This is a genomic window from Rhodococcus sp. SMB37, from assembly GCF_004345605.1.
GTDB lineage: Bacteria > Actinomycetota > Actinomycetes > Mycobacteriales > Mycobacteriaceae > Rhodococcus.
Genome location: NZ_SLVY01000005.1, coordinates 171,998 through 191,895, shown reverse-complemented (window position 1 = coordinate 191,895; position 19,898 = coordinate 171,998). Strand labels below are relative to the sequence as shown.

General features: G+C 66.4%; 23 protein-coding genes. 16 read left to right on the top strand and 7 right to left on the bottom strand.

The features are described 5' to 3' along the window. Positions 1-5: 5 nt before the first annotated feature. The 4 genes from EV641_RS10420 (at position 6) to EV641_RS10405 (ending at position 3,851) form a co-directional block, all read left to right on the top strand. On the top strand, positions 6-1,571 hold the full coding sequence (locus EV641_RS10420; protein WP_132471750.1) for a bifunctional uroporphyrinogen-III C-methyltransferase/uroporphyrinogen-III synthase: 1,566 nt from the start codon (positions 6-8) through the stop codon (positions 1,569-1,571). A 79-nt stretch (positions 1,572-1,650) separates the two neighbouring features. Then, entirely contained in the window at positions 1,651-2,628 is a 978-nt protein-coding gene (hemB, locus tag EV641_RS10415; RefSeq protein WP_054713601.1) for a porphobilinogen synthase, read from the top strand. Then, positions 2,625-3,155, top strand: coding sequence for a hypothetical protein (locus EV641_RS10410; RefSeq protein ID WP_241997025.1), 531 nt, complete (start codon positions 2,625-2,627; stop codon positions 3,153-3,155). The genes hemB and EV641_RS10410 overlap by 4 nt, the downstream gene beginning before the upstream one ends. A gap of 213 nt (positions 3,156-3,368) precedes the next feature. Next, complete coding sequence (locus EV641_RS10405; RefSeq protein ID WP_054713600.1) at positions 3,369-3,851, top strand: hypothetical protein; 483 nt, start codon at positions 3,369-3,371, stop codon at positions 3,849-3,851. A gap of 9 nt (positions 3,852-3,860) precedes the next feature. Here EV641_RS10405 and EV641_RS10400 read toward each other — a convergent pair whose 3' ends face one another. Next, positions 3,861-5,795, bottom strand: coding sequence for an acyl-CoA dehydrogenase (locus tag EV641_RS10400; protein ID WP_132471749.1), 1,935 nt, complete (start codon positions 5,793-5,795; stop codon positions 3,861-3,863). Positions 5,796-5,944: 149 nt separating this feature from the next. Between EV641_RS10400 and hemL the strand changes: the two genes are divergently transcribed. The 7 genes from hemL (at position 5,945) to EV641_RS10360 (ending at position 13,520) form a co-directional block, all read left to right on the top strand. Further along, complete coding sequence (gene hemL / locus EV641_RS10395; protein ID WP_132471748.1) at positions 5,945-7,270, top strand: glutamate-1-semialdehyde 2,1-aminomutase; 1,326 nt, start codon at positions 5,945-5,947, stop codon at positions 7,268-7,270. Positions 7,271-7,340: 70 nt separating this feature from the next. Beyond that, the gene (locus EV641_RS10390; protein WP_132471747.1) at positions 7,341-7,991 is read left to right on the top strand and encodes a histidine phosphatase family protein; all 651 of its coding nucleotides are present in this window, start codon (positions 7,341-7,343) and stop codon (positions 7,989-7,991) included. Next, positions 7,988-8,593: a TlpA disulfide reductase family protein gene (locus EV641_RS10385; protein ID WP_054713599.1), complete on the top strand. Its 606-nt coding sequence runs from the start codon at positions 7,988-7,990 to the stop codon at positions 8,591-8,593. Before EV641_RS10390 ends, EV641_RS10385 begins: the two co-directional genes overlap by 4 nt. A 2-nt stretch (positions 8,594-8,595) precedes the next feature. Further along, positions 8,596-9,417: a cytochrome c biogenesis CcdA family protein gene (locus EV641_RS10380; protein WP_054713598.1), complete on the top strand. Its 822-nt coding sequence runs from the start codon at positions 8,596-8,598 to the stop codon at positions 9,415-9,417. Positions 9,418-9,813: 396 nt separating this feature from the next. Next, positions 9,814-11,490, top strand: coding sequence for a cytochrome c biogenesis protein ResB (locus EV641_RS10370; protein ID WP_132471746.1), 1,677 nt, complete (start codon positions 9,814-9,816; stop codon positions 11,488-11,490). Then, the gene (gene ccsB / locus EV641_RS10365; protein WP_132471745.1) at positions 11,487-12,458 is read left to right on the top strand and encodes a c-type cytochrome biogenesis protein CcsB; all 972 of its coding nucleotides are present in this window, start codon (positions 11,487-11,489) and stop codon (positions 12,456-12,458) included. The genes EV641_RS10370 and ccsB overlap by 4 nt, the downstream gene beginning before the upstream one ends. Positions 12,459-12,509: 51 nt before the next feature. Next, the gene (locus EV641_RS10360; RefSeq protein ID WP_054713597.1) at positions 12,510-13,520 is read left to right on the top strand and encodes a MinD/ParA family protein; all 1,011 of its coding nucleotides are present in this window, start codon (positions 12,510-12,512) and stop codon (positions 13,518-13,520) included. Here the strand turns inward: EV641_RS10360 and EV641_RS10355 are convergent. Then, positions 13,502-13,711, bottom strand: a complete 210-nt coding sequence (locus EV641_RS10355; RefSeq protein WP_132471744.1) for a hypothetical protein — start codon at positions 13,709-13,711, stop codon at positions 13,502-13,504. The two genes, EV641_RS10360 and EV641_RS10355, sit on opposite strands and share 19 nt — an antisense overlap. Before the next feature lie 201 nt (positions 13,712-13,912). Further along, positions 13,913-14,122, bottom strand: coding sequence for a BldC family transcriptional regulator (locus tag EV641_RS10350; RefSeq protein WP_006552323.1), 210 nt, complete (start codon positions 14,120-14,122; stop codon positions 13,913-13,915). Between the two features lie 294 nt (positions 14,123-14,416). On the opposite strand from EV641_RS10350, the gene EV641_RS10345 reads away from it, so the two are divergent. The 5 genes from EV641_RS10345 to EV641_RS10325 all read left to right on the top strand — a co-directional run bounded on the left by EV641_RS10345 (position 14,417) and on the right by EV641_RS10325 (position 17,101). Further along, positions 14,417-14,686 carry a DUF4229 domain-containing protein gene (locus tag EV641_RS10345; RefSeq protein ID WP_241997074.1) on the top strand — a complete coding sequence of 90 codons (270 nt, stop codon included), beginning with the start codon at positions 14,417-14,419 and terminating at the stop codon, positions 14,684-14,686. Further along, positions 14,683-15,795: a PLP-dependent cysteine synthase family protein gene (locus EV641_RS10340; RefSeq protein WP_054713595.1), complete on the top strand. Its 1,113-nt coding sequence runs from the start codon at positions 14,683-14,685 to the stop codon at positions 15,793-15,795. Before EV641_RS10345 ends, EV641_RS10340 begins: the two co-directional genes overlap by 4 nt. 69 nt (positions 15,796-15,864) lie before the next feature. Continuing rightward, on the top strand, positions 15,865-16,083 hold the full coding sequence (locus EV641_RS10335; RefSeq protein ID WP_054713602.1) for a hypothetical protein: 219 nt from the start codon (positions 15,865-15,867) through the stop codon (positions 16,081-16,083). Positions 16,084-16,087: 4 nt separating this feature from the next. Next, positions 16,088-16,669, top strand: coding sequence for a Clp protease N-terminal domain-containing protein (locus tag EV641_RS10330; RefSeq protein ID WP_054713594.1), 582 nt, complete (start codon positions 16,088-16,090; stop codon positions 16,667-16,669). A gap of 42 nt (positions 16,670-16,711) precedes the next feature. Next, positions 16,712-17,101, top strand: coding sequence for a phage holin family protein (locus tag EV641_RS10325; protein WP_054713593.1), 390 nt, complete (start codon positions 16,712-16,714; stop codon positions 17,099-17,101). A 23-nt stretch (positions 17,102-17,124) separates the two neighbouring features. On the opposite strand, the gene EV641_RS10320 is transcribed toward EV641_RS10325, so the two are convergent. From EV641_RS10320 to EV641_RS10305, 4 genes are read right to left on the bottom strand one after another with little or no spacing between them, the layout of a single operon-like run. Continuing rightward, positions 17,125-17,994 (bottom strand): 1,4-dihydroxy-2-naphthoate polyprenyltransferase, encoded by an 870-nt coding sequence (locus EV641_RS10320; protein ID WP_132471743.1) that lies wholly within the window; start codon positions 17,992-17,994, stop codon positions 17,125-17,127. Between the two features lie 56 nt (positions 17,995-18,050). Then, a complete protein-coding gene (gene menE / locus EV641_RS10315) occupies positions 18,051-19,199 on the bottom strand; it encodes an o-succinylbenzoate--CoA ligase (protein WP_132471742.1) in 1,149 nt (382 codons plus the stop codon). Continuing rightward, positions 19,196-19,492 carry a DUF3349 domain-containing protein gene (locus EV641_RS10310; RefSeq protein ID WP_054718026.1) on the bottom strand — a complete coding sequence of 99 codons (297 nt, stop codon included), beginning with the start codon at positions 19,490-19,492 and terminating at the stop codon, positions 19,196-19,198. Before EV641_RS10310 ends, menE begins: the two co-directional genes overlap by 4 nt. A 12-nt stretch (positions 19,493-19,504) precedes the next feature. Next, positions 19,505-19,891: a DUF3349 domain-containing protein gene (locus tag EV641_RS10305; protein WP_054718023.1), complete on the bottom strand. Its 387-nt coding sequence runs from the start codon at positions 19,889-19,891 to the stop codon at positions 19,505-19,507. Positions 19,892-19,898 lie beyond the last annotated feature (7 nt).

Sequence of the window (19,898 nt, the reverse complement as noted above, 5' to 3'; positions counted from 1 at the left end):
AACCGATGAGCCGAGTCCGAAAGAACACTCCCGGACGGATCCTGTTCGTGGGGTCGGGTCCGGGAGACCCGGCGTTGCTCACCGTTCGAGCGCGCGACGTCCTGACGGGTGCCACGATCGCCTTCACCGACCCCGATGTCGACAGGGATGTCGTCGCTCTCGTCGGTACCGACCTCGGCACCGACCCGGAGACGGGCGAGCCGGTCGCCGATGTGCGTCCCGCACTGGGCGAGCCCGCCGAGGTGGCCAAGACCTTGGTCGCCGAAGCGAAGAACGGTCACGATGTGGTGCGCCTCGTTGCGGGCGACCCGTTGACCACCGATTCTGTGATCGCCGAGGTCAATGCCGTGGCGCGCACCCAGGTGGTGTTCGAGGTGCTGCCCGGTCTGCCCGCCGGTTCCGCAGTTCCCAGCTACGCGGGCATGGCTCTCGGTTCGTCCCACACCGAGGCCGACGTCCGCGGCGAGGTCGACTGGGCGGCGCTGGCCGCCGCTCCCGGCCCGCTGGTCCTGCACGCGACGTCCGGGCATCTCGCCGAGACCGCGAGCGCCCTCGTCGAGCACGGTGTAGCTCCGCAGACCCCCGCCGCCATCACGGTGCGCGGCACGACACGTCAGCAGCGCACCGTCGAGGCCACGCTGGCGACCCTCAACGACGCCGGCTCCGAATTCGTCGGACCGCTGGTCGTGACGGTCGGCAAGGTCGTGTCGCAGCGCAACAAGATGTCGTGGTGGGAATCGCGTGCCCTGTACGGGTGGACCGTGCTGGTTCCGCGGACGAAGGAGCAGGCCGGTGAGATGAGCGATCGGCTCGTCTCGCACGGTGCCATCCCGATGGAGGTGCCGACCATCTCGGTCGAGCCTCCGCGCAGCCCCGCCCAGATGGAGCGTGCTGTCAAGGGACTGGTCGACGGTCGCTACCAGTGGGTCGTGTTCACCTCGACGAACGCGGTGCGTGCCGTGTGGGAGAAGTTCGAGGAGTTCGGACTCGACGCCCGCGCATTCTCCGGTGTGAAGATCGCGTGTGTCGGCCAGGCAACCGCCGAGAAGGTGCGCTCGTTCGGAATCACCCCCGAGCTCGTCCCGACAGGCGAACAGTCGTCGGAGGGCCTGCTCGCCGAGTTCGCGCCGTACGACGATGTGTTCGACCCGGTCAACCGGGTGCTGTTGCCCCGCGCGGACATTGCGACCGAGACGCTCGCCGAGGGCTTGCGTGAGCGCGGCTGGGAGATCGACGACGTCACTGCCTACCGCACTGTCCGGGCCGCGCCGCCGCCGGCGGAGACCCGCGAGATGATCAAGACCGGTGGTTTCGATGCGGTGTGTTTCACCTCGTCGTCCACGGTCCGCAATCTCGTCGGCATCGCCGGAAAGCCGCACGCGCGCACCATCGTCGCGTGCATCGGTCCGAAGACCGCGGAGACTGCGATCGAGTTCGGACTGCGGGTGGACGTGCGACCCGAGACCGCGCAGGTCGGCCCTCTGGTCGAGGCGCTCGCCGAGCACGCCGCGCGACTGCGCGCCGAAGGCGCTCTGCCCCCGCCGCGGAAGAAGTCCCGCGCCCGCCGCTGACCCACTCGTGCGCGGTTCCGGTAGTGACTGTTACCGGAACCGCGCACGGACTCCCCGAACTGATGAGGGTCCTGACGACATGTTCCCCGATATCCGTCCCCGCCGATTGCGTACGACCGCGGCGATGCGTCGCCTGGTCGGGGAGACCTCGCTCGAACCCCGGCATCTCGTGCTGCCGATGTTCGTCGCCGACGGCCGCACCGAGCCGTGGGAGATCCCGTCGATGCCGGGCGTGTACCAGCACACCGACGAGTCGCTACTCACCGCCGCGACCGCTGCCGTCGAGGCCGGCGTAGGCGGCCTCATGTTGTTCGGTGTGCCGCGACCCGAAGACAAGGATGCGCGCGGTTCGGGTGCAACGGATCCCGATGGGGTGCTCAACCGTTCCCTCGCTGCCCTGCGCAGTGAACTCGGTGACTCCACAGTGATCATGGCCGATACGTGTCTCGACGAGTTCACCGACCACGGACACTGCGGGGTGCTCACCGCATCAGGTGTGGTCGACAACGACGCAACTCTCGAGCGGTACACGGAAATGGCAGTGGCGCAGGCAGAATCGGGCGCTCATGTGCTCGGCCCCAGCGGCATGATGGACGGGCAGGTGGCCTCGATCCGGGCGGCGCTCGACGCGGCCGGTCACGTCGACGTCTCGCAGCTCGCGTACACGGCGAAATACTCGTCCGCGTTCTACGGGCCGTTCCGTGAAGCGGTCGGCTCGTCGCTCGAGGGTGATCGCCGCACCTACCAGCAGGACCCGGCGAATCGGCGCGAGGCGCTGCACGAACTCGACCTCGATCTGGCCGAGGGTGCCGACATGGTGATGGTCAAACCGGCCATGTCGTATCTGGACATCCTGCGGGAGGTCGCGGACCGGTCGCCGGTTCCCGTTGCCGCATACCAGATTTCGGGAGAGTACTCGATGATCACGGCCGCGGCCGCGAACGGCTGGATCGATCGTGACGCCGCGATCGCCGAATCGCTGCTCGGAATCAGGCGCGCGGGCGCCGACATCGTGCTGACCTACTGGGCTGCCGAAGTGGCAGGTACGTTGTCGTGAGCTTCCCACTGCCACCGACCCCCGACCGGTCCGCTCCTGTCGATAGGCCGACCCCGCAGGACATCGTCACCGCCTACCAATTGTGGTGCGGAGTTCTGCTTCTCACTGTGGTGACCCTGCTGTTCGGAGCCTTCGACCTCTGGAACGGGCGGTCCGAACTGGTCGACATGATGACCGAGATGACGGCCGACACGCAGGAACTCTCCCGTTCGGACCTCGACGCCGCGATCCCGATGGTCGTGATCCTCACCGTCGTCTTCGGGCTGGCCATCGTCGGTCTGCTTTATCTTGCCGTCCGGAAGATGTGCAAGGGGAAGAACTGGGCGCGCATGGCGTTGACCATGATCGGCGTGTTCATGACCCTCTCGACGCTACCGACGGTATTCGGTGTTGGTGTCGGCGGCGGTGGATCCGGACTGGCCCTCGGCGTCATCTCCATCGTCCAGGCCGTGCTGACGGTGGGTGCGATCGTGCTGATGCATCGTCGCGAGTCCAACGCGTATTTTCTACGGCTACCGGAGAACTGACCTCTCGGCACCGGGTTTGCGCACCGCGCAGTGCAGAGTACGGTGGGCTCACCATCGTCGGCCCGCGTGGCCGAACTCCGTCGAGCGTAAGGACGTCATGCAGGTGGAACCCCGGCCCTACGGCCGTCGTCGCGAACTTGTGCTGATCGGTCTGATTGCCGTACTCGGTGTTGTGACAACGCTGCTCATCGTAATTCCCGGGGCACTCACCGCTTGACCGGCCGGGCCGAACCACGAGGCGCGTCCGAGCCGCTGTTCCACGAGCCGGGCGCGAGGTGGCGCACGGTCGCGTTCGGGCCCGTGTTCTGCGCGGTGGCCCTGATCGTCGAACTCATGACAGGCCCCGTCGTGCACTGGGTCGCGCTGCCGGCGCTTGCGATCGTCCTCGCGGGATTCGCCTATCTCATGGTGACCGCGGCGCGTCGCCACGTCAGTGTCGACCTCACTCACACGGTGTTGCGTCAGGGCACCGAGGAACTCGACGTCAGTGACATCGAGGCGGTACTGCCGCCCGCAATGGATTCGTGGGACGAACCGCAGCGCTGGGAGACAGCCCGCGTACTCGGAGAACTCGCCAACACTCCTCGCGGGCGGACCGCAATCGGGTTGCGGCTGCGAGGCGGGACGTTCGTGCGGGCGTGGGCCAAGGACGCCGACCGTCTCCGTGAACTCCTCGGAGAGCTGGTCGGCGCCTGAGAGCCCTGATCACGCCCTGGAGTCAGCGGCTCCCTCGCGGTCGAGCATTGCCGAGCCGAGCAGATACTCGGGCACACCGAGGCCCTCGACGAGAGTCATCACGTGCGGCCGCAATGTGCGGCAGCGTTCGTTGATCCCGCGCAGTACCGCTTTGGAGCGTTCGACCGACAGGTGCCGGTGCTCCATGAACCACGCCTTGTCCTCGTCGATGACCGTCAGCGCGAACAGATCGCACAGGTCCGAGAGCAGATTGCACGCGGCCTCGTCCTTGCAGTCGTCGATGGCCGCCACGAACGCTTCCAGGACGACACGGTCTATGTGGGCCCGGGCGGCGTGCAGCACATGGTCCTGCACGAAGTTGAATGCGTCGAACGGGTTGTCCTCGCGCTTGGTGGCGGCCTGCAGGCGCCGCGCTGCGGTCGATAGGAGGTACTGCTCGCGGTCCTCGAACATCGTGAGCTGCGTGCCCCGGTTGAAGAGGCTGCCGTCCTCCTCGTTGTCCTGGCGCGTATCGAGGATCGTCTGGATGATCTGCTGCGCCGCGGTGCGCTTCTTCACGACATCGGAGATCGTGTCGGCGGCGAACCGCATCCACTCCACGGGGCTCATCCCGCGGACCTCGTCGGCATACGCCGTGAGCAACTCCTTCGCGACGAGCTGCGTGAGCACGTGGTTGTCGCCCTCGAACGTGGTGAACACGTCGACGTCGGCGCGCAGTGCGGTCAACCGGTTCTCGGCCATGTAACCGGCGCCGCCGCATGCCTCGCGCGCTTCCTGGATGGCGCGGGCGGCGTGCCAGGTGTTGGCCACCTTGAGGCCGGCTGCGCGTCCCTCGAGCTCACGCTGTTCCTGCGGATCCACCTCGCCCGTCGGTACCGACTGGATGCGGTTCATCGTCGAGATCAGCTCGTTCTGAGCGAAACCCAGCGCGTAGGACTTCGCGATGTGCGGCAGCAGTCGTCGCTGGTGGACGAGGTAATCCATAAGGAGCACCTCGTCGTCGCGACCCGGCGCGTCGAACTGACGACGCAGCAGCGCGTACCGCGTCGCGATCGACAACGCGACACGGGCCGCGGCGCCGGCCGACCCGCCGACGGTAACCCGTCCTCGGACGAGGGTGCCGACCATGGTGAAGAAGCGGCGGCTCCCACTCTCGATGTCGGAGGTGTAGGTGCCGTCCGCGTCGACGTCCGCGTACCGGTTGAGCAGGTTCCCGCGCGGGACCCGCACATTGTCGAAGATGATCCGGCCGTTGTCGACGCCCGGCAGCCCGCCCTTGTAGCCGCAGTCGGAGGTCGTCACACCGGGAAGGTCGTTGCCGTCGTCGTCGCGGATGGGAACGACGAAACAGTGCACGCCGTACGATTCACCCTTCGTCACCAGCTGGGCGAACACTGCGGCGACCTCGGCGTGCTGCGCGGCGCCACCGATGTAGTCCTTGCGTGCCGACGCCGTGGGGGAGTGGATGACGAACTCATCTGTGGCCGGGTCGAATGTCGCGGTGGTCTCGAGGGCCTGCACGTCGCTGCCGTGACCGGTCTCCGTCATGGCGAAACAGCCGAGCAGGTCCAGATCGATCAGGGGCGAGATGTACTTGTCGTGGTGACGCTGCGTGCCGAGATTCTCGATGGCTCCGCCGAACAATCCCCACTGCACACCGGCCTTGACCATCAGCGACAGGTCGGACATCGCCAACATCTCGATCGACGCAACGGCGCCACCGGCATCTCCGGTGCCACCGGACTCGACGGAGAAGCCCGACTCGGCGTAACCGTGCTCTGCGAGGAGCCGCATCTGCTTCAGTGTGATCGCGCGGGCCTGTTCGAGGTCTGGGGTGTAGTGCGGTGCGAATGCCGGGTCGGCCATGTTCGTCCGGGCGCGCTCGCGTGCGCTGTGCCATGCGCCGTCGAGGGCCTTGCTCAGATGTTCACCTGTAGTCACCATGCCTGCGACCCTATGACCGCAACGCCGTCCAGTGGAGGCTTCGCGACTACTCGGCACGCTCGAATCTCGCTGTGAGATCCGTATCACAACGCTTATCGCACACCGATCGACTTTTTGGCAAATCGGGGGAAACTGGGACACTGGACGTCGTGACTGCGACTCCCGCTGCTTCCTCTGTCCACGACGCCGAATCGACGGCACTGTTCACCCGGGCATCGAAGGTAACTCCCGGCGGGGTCAATTCCCCGGTCCGCGCGTTCGGTTCGGTAGGCGGGACGCCTCGTTTCATCGCCTCGGGATCCGGCTACACGCTCACCGACGTCGACGGAAAGTCCTACGTCGACCTGGTGTGTTCGTGGGGTCCGTTGATCCTCGGCCATGCGCACCCCGCTGTCGTCGAGGCCGTGCGTACCACCGCGTCATCGGGTCTGTCGTTCGGCGCACCGACTGCCGGTGAGGTCGAACTCGCCGAGGAGATCGTCGCTCGGATCGCGCCCGTCGAGCAGGTCCGGTTGGTCAACTCCGGGACCGAGGCCACCATGAGCGCGGTGCGTCTCGCGCGCGGATTCACCGGGCGCACGAAGATCATCAAGTTCGCGGGCTGTTATCACGGTCACGTCGACGCCTTGCTCGCCGACGCCGGTTCCGGGCTCGCGACGTTCGGGCTGCCCACTTCGCCCGGTGTGACCGGGGCGCAGGCCGAGGACACCCTCGTCGTGCCGTACAACGATCTCGACGCCGTGCGCGCAGCCTTCGACGCGCACCCGGGCGCGATTGCCGCGGTGATCACGGAAGCCGCCGCAGGAAACATGGGCACCGTCCCGCCCGTCCCCGGGTTCAACGAGGGACTGCGCGCATTGACCCGTGAGCACGGCGCCCTGCTGATCATGGATGAGGTCATGACCGGGTTCCGTGCGAGTGCCACGGGCTGGTACGGCATCGACGGTGTCGCGGGCGACCTCATGACCTTCGGAAAGGTCATGAGCGGTGGCCTGCCTGCCGCTGCGTTCGGCGGTCGTGCTGACGTCATGGCACATCTTGCGCCCGCCGGCGCGGTCTACCAGGCGGGGACGTTGTCCGGTAATCCCGTCGCAGTTGCGGCCGGTCTCGCGAGCCTGCACGCAGCCGACACCGACGTGTATGCGGCACTCGAGCGGAACTCCGCCACACTCGGCGGGCTTCTCGGAGATGCGCTGACCGCCGCGGGCGTTCCGAACAGGATCCAGAATGCCGGGACGATGCTCAGTGTCTTCTTCACCGAGGACCCCGTCACCAATTACGACGAGGCGAAGGCCGCACAGACCTGGCGGTTCCCCGCATTCTTCCACGCCCTGCTCGCACACGGCGTGTATGCACCTCCGAGCGCATTCGAGACGTGGTTCGTCTCGTCGGTTCTGGACGACGATGCGTTCTCCAGGATCGCCGACGCACTCCCGCACGCGGCGAAGGCAGCGGCGGCCGCCACTGCATCCTGACCAGCGAGGGCTCTGACCTGAGAGCACCCCGACACACTCATCCGCTTTCATCGACCTGAGGAACACGCACGTGACCGAAGCCGCCCCGTCCGAGACCCGCACCATCGTGCACGTGCTGCGGCACGGTGAGGTGCACAACCCGTCCGGCATCCTCTACGGTCGCCTGCCCGGCTTCCGGCTGTCGGTCACCGGCGAAGCACAGGCCCGGGCCGTTGCGGCCTCCCTCGCCGACCACGACATCGCGCACGTTGTCGCCTCGCCGCTCGAGCGTGCCCAGCAGACCGCGTCGCCGATCGCGCAGAAGCACGGTCTCCAGATCCGCACCGACGAGAACCTCATCGAGGCGGGCAACGATTTCGAAGGGCTCAAGGTCGCTGTCGGCGACGGTGCCCTCGGCCGCCCGCGTCACTGGTGGAAACTGCGCGACCCGTTCACCCCGTCCTGGGGTGAGCCTTACCTGCAGATCGCGCATCGCATGCTGGCCGCGGTCAATACTGCGCGTGTCGCTGCTGCCGGTCGCGAGGCCGTGTGCGTGAGCCATCAACTGCCGGTGTGGACGCTGCGCCGGTTCCTCGAAGGCGAACGCCTGTGGCACGACCCGCGGCACCGGCAGTGCAGCCTCGCTTCCCTCACGTCTCTGGTCTACGAGGGCGACACCCTCGTCGACCTCGTCTACTCCGAGCCGGCGGGCGCATCCGACCCCAACGTCCACGGCGCATGAGAAAGGCACTTCACGCGATTGCCGGGTTGCTGTTCGGTGTCGTGCTTCTGTCTTCCTGCGCGACGGGCACCGATGCGGTCGCGACCGGCGGTACGTTCGACTTCGTCTCACCCGGCGGCCAGACCCGCATCTTCTACGATCCGCCTGCGGACCGCGGCACCCTCGGCACGTTGACGGGGGAGGACCTCATGAACGAGGGCGAGACGATCTCGCTCGACGACTTCGCGGGTGAGGTCGTGGTCCTCAACGTGTGGGGTCAGTGGTGCGCGCCGTGTCGAAGCGAAGCGGACGACCTCGAGCAGGTCTACCAGGAGACCAAGGACCTCGGGGTTGCGTTCCTGGGCATCAACGTGCGCGACAACCAGCGCGACAAGGCGCAGGACTTCGTGACCGACCAACAGATCGGCTACCCGTCGATCTACGATCCGGCGATGCGCTCGTTGCTCGCCCTCGGCCGCAACTACCCGACCTCCGTGGTGCCGACCACCATCGTCCTCGATCGTGAGCATCGGGTCGCGGCGGTCTATCTGACCGAGCTCCTCGCGAGCGACCTGCAACCGGTCGTCGAGCGTATCGCCGCAGAACCGACCGAGGACCAGTAGCAATGACAGTCCTCGCATCCGGGATCGGCGATACCTTCCAGAACGTCGCGGCGTCCGGGCCGCTTCTTCTGGCGGTCGGCGTGTGTCTCCTCGCGGGGCTGGTGTCGTTCGCTTCGCCGTGCGTGGTTCCGCTCGTGCCCGGATACCTGTCGTATCTCGCGGGTGTGGTCGGTGCCGAGACTCCGGCGGTCACTGCAGCACAGGCCGGCTCACGCACCACCACGGTTCGTGACGACGGCCGACTGCGAGTCGCGGGAGCGGCAGGGCTGTTCGTCGCGGGATTCACCGTCGTGTTCGTCCTGGCCACGGCCTCGGTGTTCGGAGCGATCTCCGTGTTGTCGGTCAACCGTGAACTGCTGATGCGGATCGGCGGTGTCGTCACCATCGTCATGGGCATGGTGTTCATCGGCCTGATCCCCGCACTGCAGCGCGACACCCGCACCGCGCCGAAGCAGATCTCGTCTCTGGCCGGTGCCCCGCTGCTCGGTGCGGTCTTCGCGCTCGGTTGGACCCCGTGTCTCGGACCCACACTCGCGGGGGTGATCTCGCTCGCTGCTGGTACCGAAGGCGCCACGGCTGCCCGTGGAGTCACGCTCATCGTCGCGTACTGCGTCGGACTCGGACTACCCTTCGTCGTCCTCGCGTTCGGCTCGGCGCGGGCGCTGCGGGGAGTCGGATGGCTGAGGAGCCATACCCGCACCATCCAGTTGTTCGGCGGCATCATGCTGATGGCCGTCGGTATCGCCCTCGTCACCGGCGCATGGGACCTGTTCGTGTCCTGGGTGCGTGACTCGTTCATCTCTGAAGTGACATTGCCCATTTAACGTCTCTCCTGCCCGTGAAAGCAGGAGATTCCCAGCTCAGACAGCACCCAGCACCCGAAGGAGGCGGACCCCAGTGACCTACGTCGTCGTCACCGGTGTGGCCACGCTCCGCCACAGCCAGAACCTTCGGCTTCCGGCCGGTCGTGAGCTGGTGGACGGCTTCGTTCCACAAGAACCGGCAGCGATGCCATTCCTGCATCAGGGCGAGTTCGGCGAGCGCGCCCGGCGGCAGCCGGTAGTTGTAGCGCACCACCTAGGTCCCCATGCGCGGCACCGTAGCCGGACCCACCGACAGGTTTACTCGGCCCGATTCGGTTGCTCCACGCAGCCTCACCCCTTTGGAAGGAGGTCGGCGCTTCCTCTCATGAACGAGGGCGTATCCGCGCCGAACAATAGATGACGGCCACCGACACACAGACCTCCGCACCTCGGCCGGGCGCTCCGAAACAGAGCCCGATCGGGCGCGCCGCGGCGTTCGTACGCAACACGTGGCGCGGACTGACATCGATGCGCACGGCGTTGGTGCTGTTGTTCCTCCTGGCGCTCGCCGCGATTCCCGGCGCCCTGCTGCCGCAACGCAGCCTCAACGTCGGAAAGGTCGACGAGTACATCGCCGCCCGCCCGACTCTCGGGCCGTTCATGGACCGGCTCGAGCTGTTCGACGTGTTCGGCAGCTTCTGGTTCACCGCGATCTACGCCCTGCTGTTCATCTCGCTCATCGGCTGCATCCTGCCGCGCTGCGCCGAGTATTACCGCGCGCTGCGTGCCCGACCGGTCACAGCACCGCGCAACCTCTCCCGTCTGCCGCATCACGTCGAGACCACGTTCGACGACGAACCCGATGCTGTCATCGACCGGATCAGCGGCGAGCTGCGAGGATGGCGCGTCGAGCGCCGCGAGGTAACCACGAAGGGCCGAGACGGCGAGCTGACGCTCTCGGCCGAGAAGGGATACCTGCGTGAGGCGGGCAACCTCGTCTTCCACATCTCGCTGGTGGCGTTGCTCGCCACCGTCGCTCTGGGCAAGCTCTTCGGTTACGAAGGCCAACGCATCCTGGTCGCGAACGGCGAGGAGTTCTGCACCACGTCGCCCGCCGCGTTCGACTCGTTCATTGCGGGCATCGAACTCGACGGCACAGGACTGCGACCGATCTGTGTGCGGGTGCACGACTTCACGGCCGACTATCTCGACAACGGTCAGGCCGAGATGTTCACCTCCAACATCGAGTACCAGTACGGGGACGACGTCGCGGCCAACATCTGGAGCGACGCCCAGCTGAAGGTCAACCATCCGCTGCGGGTAGGGGGCGACCGCGTCTACCTGCAGGGCCACGGATACGCGCCGACCTTCACGGTCACCTGGCCCAACGGTGAGACACGCACCGAGACGATGCAGTGGGCACCCGAGGACGCCACGACGTTCCTGAGCAGCGGCGCGATGCGATTCGATCCGCCCGGCGGGATGTATCCCGACGCCGACGAACGACGAAAGAACCAGATCGCGCTCGAAGGGCTCTTCGCGCCCACCGCAGCGTTCCACGGCACGTTGTTGTCGTCGGCGTTCCCGGCAATGGTGGATCCCGCCGTCGCCATCGACATCTACAAGGGCGACTCCGGCCTCGACACCGGGAGCCCGCAGTCGCTGTTCTCGCTCAACACCGAACTGATCAACCAGGGCCGACTGGTCAAGCAGGAGCGCGTCAACCTGAAGCCGGGTGAGAGCGTCACACTGGCCGACGGCACCGAGGTGCAGTTCGACGGCGCCGTCGACTTCGTCAACCTGCAGGTCTCGCACGATCCGTTCCAGTCGTGGGTGCTGGTGTCTGCGGTCGCCATGATGGCGGGTCTGCTGCTGTCCCTGCTGATCAAACGGCGAAGGGTATGGGTACGGGTCTATCGGGCGGGTACAGTATCGGACGGTGAACGACGAACTGTAGTAGAGCTCGGTGGCCTCGCTCGCACCGACCAGGCCGGGTGGGGCGACGAATTCGATCGGTTGGTCTCCCGGCTTCTCGGTGAGAACCCAGCAGGCGATCGCGTGCCCGAAGATGGGGCACAGGAGGAGAAGGCATGACGTTGAACGACACCCTCGCGAAGTACAGCGACTGGAGCTTCGAAGCGGCGTTCGCCGTGGTAGTGCTGGCCATGCTCCTGCTCGTGATCGAGTACGCGACCTACCGCTCCAAGCTGGTCGCCGAACGTGAGCTCGTTGCTGCCGGTGGTGTCGGATCGTCGCCTGCCGAGACGGTCCCAGGGCGCGTGGAGAACACCGCCGGAAGGACCCTGTCGGAGCGGTTCGGCAACATGGGACGCGCCCTCGTCGTGGTGGCCGCGGCGTTGATGATCGCCTCGATCGTGCTGCGTGGCCTGGCGACCGAACGATTCCCCCTCGGGAACATGTACGAGTTCGTGGCTATGGCGTGCACCGCGGCGATCGTGTTCAGCCTGGTGATGCTGCGCAAGCCCGCGTACCGCATCCTCTGGGTGTACGTCCTCGCCCCTGTGGCGGTGTTGATGTTCGTGGCTGCGACCGTGCTCTATGCCGACGCCGCACCCGTCGTGCCGGCCCTGCGCTCGTTCTGGCTGCCGATCCACGTCACGATCATCAGCGTGGGCAGCGGCATCTTCCTTCTCGCCGGGGCCGCGAGCGTGCTGTTCCTGCTGCGGATCCATCAGCCCAAGGGTTCCGAGAAGGGTGTGCTCGGTGCTATCGCGGCACGACTGCCCGACGCTCAGGTGCTCGACCGTCTCGCCTACCGGACCACGATCGTCGGCTTCCCGCTGTTCGGCATCGGCATCATTCTCGGCGCCATCTGGGCGGAGGCCGCCTGGGGCCGATTCTGGGGATGGGACCCGAAGGAAACCGTCTCGTTCATCACCTGGGTGATCTATGCCGCCTACCTCCACGCCCGCGCGACGTCGGGCTGGCGCAACACGCGCGCCGCGTGGATCAATGTCGCGGGCTTCGTCGCGATGCTGTTCAACCTGTTCATCATCAACATGGTGGTGTCCGGCCTCCACTCGTACGCCGGCCTGAACTGATCCTGCTATCGTCCTCGGCGGTGTGAGGAACTGCGATCGGGGGGAACGCGGATGACGGAAGGATCCGGGCGGCCATCAGAGGCGAGCCTGTCGGGCCGTGACACCGCGAGCCTGTCGGCTCAGGATCTCGACTCGTCGCTTCTCGTCCGCAGAGCCACACGGGCACCCGAACGGGGATGGCGTCGCGCGCTCTTCCAGGCAACCGGCGGACGGATCGACGTGGGCGACAGTGCGCGTGATCAGCGGCGCGGGGAACTCGTCGACCAGATCTCACAACCACTGCGCGGGTGCTATCGCATCGCGCTGCTCAGCCTCAAGGGCGGTGTCGGCAAGACGACCACGACGGTGACCCTCGGTTCGACGTTCGCGGCGCTGAGGGGCGACCGCGTGGTCGCGGTGGATGCGAATCCCGACCGCGGCACGCTGAGCCAGAAGGTCCCGACGGAAACGTCGGCCACTGTGCGGACTCTTCTGCGAGACGAGGAGCGCATCGAGCGATACAGCGATGCGCGGGCTTACACATCTCAGAACGTGCACCGACTCGAGGTGCTCGCCTCCGACAGCGACCCCGCCGTTTCAGAAGCATTCAGCGCGCGGGACTACGAACGGACCCTTGCGCTGCTCGAGCGCTACTACAGCATTGTCCTCACCGATTGCGGCACCGGACTGATGCACTCGGCGATGCGCGCGATCCTCGAGAACACGGATGCGCTGGTGGTGATCAGTTCGGGTTCGGTGGACGGTGCGCGGAGTGCGTCGGCGACCCTCGACTGGCTCGACGCGCACGGCCACCGCGATCTGGTGAGTAGCTCGGTCGCGGTGGTCAACTCTGTTCGCCCGAAGTCGGGCAAGGTCGACCTCGACCGCGTGGTGGGGCATTTCGAGCAGCGATGCCGCGCCGTGCACCTGATGCCGTTCGACCCTCACCTGGAGGAAGGGGCCGAAGTGGACCTGGACCAGTTGCATCCTCGTACCCGTCGCGCCTTGCTCCGGCTCGCCGCCGACGTGGCGTCGGATTTCGGGCGCCCGGCAGGGGCGGGATATCAGTCGATGCCGTCCTGACCGGGACCGTCGGTCCGGCCGGATTCGTCGGTGTGCCGCCGGCGAACCTCTCGATCGACCTTCCAGAGGAACTCGGGATCGTCGTCGGGGCCGAGCCCCCGAGTCGGGGTGCGGCTCGGGTCGGGTCCGAATGCCTTCCACAGCAGGAATGCGAGCGTCACCGCACCGATGAGTGCCAATAGATAGAGCATGATGCACCTCCTGGCCGTGGCGGACGTCGCGCGAGCTCCGACGTCGTACTGTCCGATTTCTACCAGTCTATGCGGCCTGGCCGAGTGTGACACCGGCGCGGGTGCATCGGAATGAAATTCGCGATCGCACGTTTCGTCCGAATGGTCCGGAGAACCGGGCAGGGGCCCGCCCGGTCTCGGGTTCGAGGCCGGGCGGTCGCCTCAGCGGGTGGCTTCGGTGGTGAGAGAGCGGAGCAGTGCGAGGACCTCGGATTCGCGGAATCGGCGGTGCCCGCCCGGTGTGCGCAGGGATCCGAGTCGACCGGCATGTGCCCAGCGGGTCACGGTCTTGGGGTCCACATGGAAGAGGGCGGCGACCTGGCCGGGGGTGAGCAGGGATTCCTTGGCGCCATTGAAGGTGGGTGCGCTCATTGCGAATGTCCTCCCAGGTGATTTGTCTTGATCGGGTTGTTCGATCGGGTTGTCCCACGCCATGTTGGCACTGAGACCCCTGGTTGCTCGAACGGTCAGTGTTTGGTAAAGCGGAAGTAATGGACAAAACGGACGGGCGTCCGGTATCTGTACACCACTTCCGGAGGCGGCGGGATCGTTACCGCCGGTTACTCTGGTGGAGTGACCGACGAACACCGCACCGACTCAGCGAATACCCCGGACGAGCCGGGTCGAAACACACCGAATGGTACGAATTCGGGCACCGGCCCACTCGTGCGTGATGTCGCGTTGTACTCGCTGGCCAGGTTGGTTCTCGTCGTCGTCCTTGCGGTCGCGATCCTCTACATTCCGCGGGCATTCGGCGTGGAGATCCCGCTGCTCGTCGCTGCACTGTTCGCAGTTCTCATTGCGTTGCCGCTGTCTTTGGTCCTCTTCGCTCCTCTGCGTCGACGGGTGAACGAGCGCATCGCCGCGGTCGACGAGCGGCGTCGCAGTACGCGCGCCGACCTCGAGAGCCGGCTGCGCGGAGAAGGCCGGACGTGACGAATGTCGGTGCGGGGGCCGTCGATCGCAGTGCGTCTCGTGCCTGGGTGGACAACGCGGTCCGGTTGATCGAGGCCGATGCGCAGCGCAGCGCCGACACTCATCTCCTGAGATACCCGTTGCCGGTGGGGTGGGGGATCGATCTGTATCTCAAGGATGAGTCGACGCACGTCACCGGTAGTCTCAAGCACCGACTCGCGCGGTCGCTGTTCCTGTACGGTCTGTGCAACGGAGCGATCGGCGAGAATACACCCGTGATCGAAGCCTCGTCCGGTTCGACGGCGGTGAGCGAGGCGTATTTCGCACAACTACTGGGGCTCGACTTCGTCGCGGTGGTGCCGCGACGGACTTCGCCCGCCAAGGTCGCGTTGATCGAGGCGCAAGGCGGGCGGTGCCACTACGTCGACCGTCCCCCTGAGATCTACACCGAGGCCGAACGTCTTGCCGACGAACTCGGTGGTTGTTATCTCGATCAGTTCACCAATGCGGAACGCGCCACGGATTGGCGCGGCAACAACAACATCGCCGAATCGATCTTCGAGCAGATGCGACTCGAACGGCATCCGGTGCCCGACTGGATTGTCGTGGGCGCCGGCACCGGCGGAACCAGTGCGACGATCGGTCGCTACATCCGATATCGCCGTCACAGCACCCGGCTCACGGTCGTCGATCCGGAGAACTCGGCGTTCTTCGGGGCGTACGAGACCGGCGTCGCCGACTATGCGACGGGTATGCCGTCGCGGATCGAGGGAATCGGCCGACCGCGCGTGGAACCGTCGTTCGTGCCGCAGGTCGTGGACCGGATGGTCCGGGTGCCCGACGCTGCGTCGATTGCCGCGATGCGCCACGGCAGTGCTGCGCTGGGTAGGCGTGTCGGCGGATCGACCGGAACCAACCTGTGGGGCGCGTTCGGTCTGATCGGCGAGATGCTGGCCACCGGTCGAACGGGCAGTGTGGTGACCTTGCTGTGCGACGGCGGGGAACGGTACGTCGATACGTACTACTCCGACGACTGGCTTGCTGCGGCAGGGCTCGACGCGTCTGGGTGGAGCGCGACGCTGGATAAGTTCGCCGCGACCGGTCGCTGGGAGCCGCGCGAAGACGGCTGACTACTTGCTCGACGGACCGGTCTGTCAATTTTTGTTGACACCATCATGGTGTCAACCTATATTGACAATATGAACGACGAAGCCACCACGCTCGCCGCATCTGCCGCGAGTCCCGATCCCGCAGAAGGGCTGCGCGCTGTCGTTGCCCTGCGGCGCCTGCTCGAACGGCTCGAATCCATCCAGGTCGAGAGCGCGCGTCGGCAGGGTTGGTCATGGCAGGCAATCGCAGACTCGCTCGAGGTGAGCCGACAGGCCGTCCATCAGAAGTACAACCGGAAGCGCAGGTAGATCCATGTTCGAACGTTTCTCCGACAGTGCTCGCTCCGCCGTCGTCGCCGCTCAGACCGAAGCTCTCCGCCTACACGCCGATCGGATCACCCCCGCACACGTGCTGCTCGGCGTGCTCATCGCCGCCGACGAACCTCTCCGTGTGTCACTTGCGGATGTCGGCCTGACCATCGATGGGGTTCGCACGCATCTGGCCGCGATGAACCAGGACCAGCTGCTGGGGCCGGACGACGCCGCCGCCCTCGAAGCGATCGGCATCGATCTCGACGCTGTACGGACCAGGCTCGAGGAGACCTTCGGTGAAGGCGTGCTCGACAGGCCGGCAGAGAATGCGGGCGAGGGACGGCGCGGCCGATTCTCGGATCTGTTCGGCGGGCACATCCCGTTCGACCGCAATGCCAAGAAGACTCTCGAACTGTCGCTGCGCGAGGCGATCGCACACCACGACCGCTCGATCGGCTCCGAACACATCATGCTGGGAGTGATCCGGAGCGACGACACGGAGACCACCGCACTGATCGAGGCCTACGTGACTCGTGACCGCCTCCGGCAGGTGCTGATGGAGCGACTCGACTCTGCCGCTTGAGCCACGCCCGCCTCTCGGGGGCGCGTATGTCACAGTGGCTGCATGATTTCACTGATCCTGCGATTGATCATCAACGCGATCGGATTGTGGCTCGCGGCCCGACTCGTCACCGGCGTCGACATCGTCGGCGTCGACGGAGGTGAGTTCACTGTCGAGACAGCGATCAAGCTACTGATCCTCGCCGCGATCTTCACCGTCGTCAACGCCCTGGTGAAGCCGCTGGTGAAGCTGCTGTCACTCCCGTTGGTGATCCTGAGCCTCGGACTGTTCCTGCTCGTCATCAACGCCCTGATGCTGTGGCTGACGTCGTGGGTGGCCGAGTTCTTCGACGGCGGCCTCACGATCTCGGGATTCTGGGCGGCGTTCTGGGGCGGTCTCATCATCGCCATCGTCAACTTCGTTCTCGGCTTGGTCGTTCCCGACCGGGACTGACGAACCGGTCCAGCGCGGAGGACTCAGCCAAAGGCGAGCGCGATACCCGTCATCACTGCCCACACCAGCATCGCGAGCGCGGTGTCGCGCAACGCCGGCAGGAGCTCGAGCCCGAGCCCACCTGAACGCACCGGCGCGTGCGCGCGCACCGCGAGCGGTGCGGCAAGCAACCCGGCCAACGACCACGGTGTTGTCGCCACCAGCGCGAGCGACATGACGAACGGCGTCGTGAGCAATCCGAGATGCAGTGTGCGGGTGCGTGGGTCGCCCAACCGGACGGCCAGCGTGCGCTTGCCGCTCTCGGTGTCGGTCGGGATGTCGCGCAGGTTGTTCGTCACCATCACCGCGCTCGAGAAGCAGCCCATCGCCACTGCACACGCCAATCCGGCGAGGGTGAGCTGCTCGGCCTGCACGAACAGTGTGCCGAGCACCGCGACCAGACCGAAGAACACGAACACGGCCACTTCACCGAGGCCGCTGTAGCCGTACGGTGTGCGACCCCCGGTGTAGTACCACGCGCCCACGATGCACACGAGTCCCACCAGGATCAACCACCACGCGCTGGTCAGGGCAAGTGCGAGACCCGCCACTGCGGCGACCCCGAAACATGCGAAGGCGGCGCGCTTGACGGCCGCGGGCGACGCCGCGCCCGAACCGACCAGTCGCATCGGTCCGACGCGCTCGTCGTCGGTGCCGCGGATCCCGTCGGAGTAGTCGTTGGCGAGGTTCACCCCGATGTTGAGGGCGAGCGACACCACCAGGGCGAGCAGCGCTTTCCACCACACGGCCTCACCGAGTGCTGCAGCAGCACCTGTACCCACGATGACGGGAGAGATCGCGTTGGGGAGGGTCCGGGGGCGAGCCCCTTCGAGCCATTGACCAGCGGTTGCCATTCGTCGATCTTCGCACTTCGGCGTGCGACCGTCCGGGGTGGGACCCGGTCTGTCGCTCAGGAAAATCTTGTGACGAGAGCGCGACGATCGATCTTGCCCGGCCCACGCAGGGGCAGCGAGTCCAGGAGGTGTAACTCGCGAGGAGCCGCGGTTGCATCCAGGGTCGAAGAGGTCCACTCGCGTAGCTCGTCGAGGGTGGGGTAAGTGCCGTTCTCCGGAACGACCACCGCCGCGACCCGCTGGCCGAGCCGGTCGTCGGGCAGCCCGATCACCGCGACCTCCCGGACCGCGGGATGCTCGATGAGGACGGCCTCGACAACCTGGGGCACCACGGTGAGTCCTCCGGTCGAGATGGCCTCGTCGAGCCGGCCGAGTATGCGGAGGACACCGTCTTCGATCAGTCCTGCGTCGTCGGTGCGGAACCGGCCCGGCTCGGCGAACGCCGGGTGGTCGGGGAGTCCGCGGTAGCCGGATGCGAGCACCGACCCGCCGAGCCACACGCGAGTATCCGCATCGATACGGACATCGACGCCGGTCAGTGGCACACCGTCGTAGATGCAACCGCCGCACGTCTCACTCATCCCGTAGGTGCGCACGACGTTCACGCCGGCGTCGCGGGCCCGACGCAGCACCGGTTCCGGGGTGGCAGCACCGCCGAGCAGGATTGCGTCGAGTTCGGCGAGCGCAGCGAGCGCGTCCGGATGATCGAGTGTCTTGACGAGCTGGGTCGGCACCATCGACGAATAGCGTCGCGGTCCGCGCATCGCCGCGACTGCAGCAGGCAGGGTGGCAGGGTCGAACCCTTCCGACACATCCACGATCACGGGCTCGGTGCCCGACAGGCTGCTCCGCAACAGCACCTGCAGCCCCGCGATGTGGTGCGCCGGCAGCGCGAGGAGCCATGAGCCGGTGCCGCCGAGTCGTTCGTGTGTGGCGTCTCCGCTGGCGCGTAATGCGGTCGCGGTGAGCTGAGCACCTTTGGGGGTTCCGGTGGTACCGGAGGTCGCGACGACCAGACCGACGGTGTCGTCGATCGGTTCGCCGGGGTGCAATGCGTCGGTGAGGCGGCGGATCTCTCGGTGGTCGCCCGCGGGAACGGGCAGCAGGGGAGGGCCCTGGCCGTCGAGCATGCGCTGCAGCGCGGGGACGACGTCGTGGATGCGGTCGCCGGACGGTACTTCGAGGACGGTGAGGTTCGCGCTCACAGGTCGTGCCCTGTGAGCGGCCAACCACCGGCCTCGAGGTGCACCCGGACCCGGTCGATGTCGTGTCCGAGCGGCATCTCGTTGGTGATCTTGGTGATCAGGACAGCGATGTCGGTCTTGCTGATCGGCAGATCGCCTTCGTCGACGAGGGCGTCGGCGACCTGATCGACCTCGTCGTCGGACAGGCGCCGTTTCAGGAGCGCGAACAGTGGCACGTAGTCCTGCTCGGGCACACCCTCCGGGTAACCGGCGCGCAACCATTCGATGATCGAGGCGAGGAACGGGGGAAGCATCGCCGATGCTCCTCAGTAAGTTCCGGTGTACTGGTTGTCACCGGTCTTGTCGTCGCTGGCAGCGGTACCGTCCGTCTCGATGTCGCCGGGCTCTTCGTCGGCCCCGACCACGGGCCATCCTCCCGCGACGAGTTGTTCGGTGACCCGTTCGATGTCCTCGTCGGTCGGCTGCTCATGCAACACCCCCGCGATGATCTTCCGGAGCGTGTCGTAGTCGACGTGCCGCTGTGGGTGCTCGTGCGCGGTCGCAACCGACAGTTCGAGGATCTCGGCGATGTCCTCGTTCGTCAACCTGCGCCGCAGGACCGAGAGCAACGCGAAGTGGTCCTTGGGAGGGATTCCTTCGGGATAACCGGCCCGTAGCCAGTCCAGTACCGAGCGAAGGGAATGCCGAGGCAAGGTTATC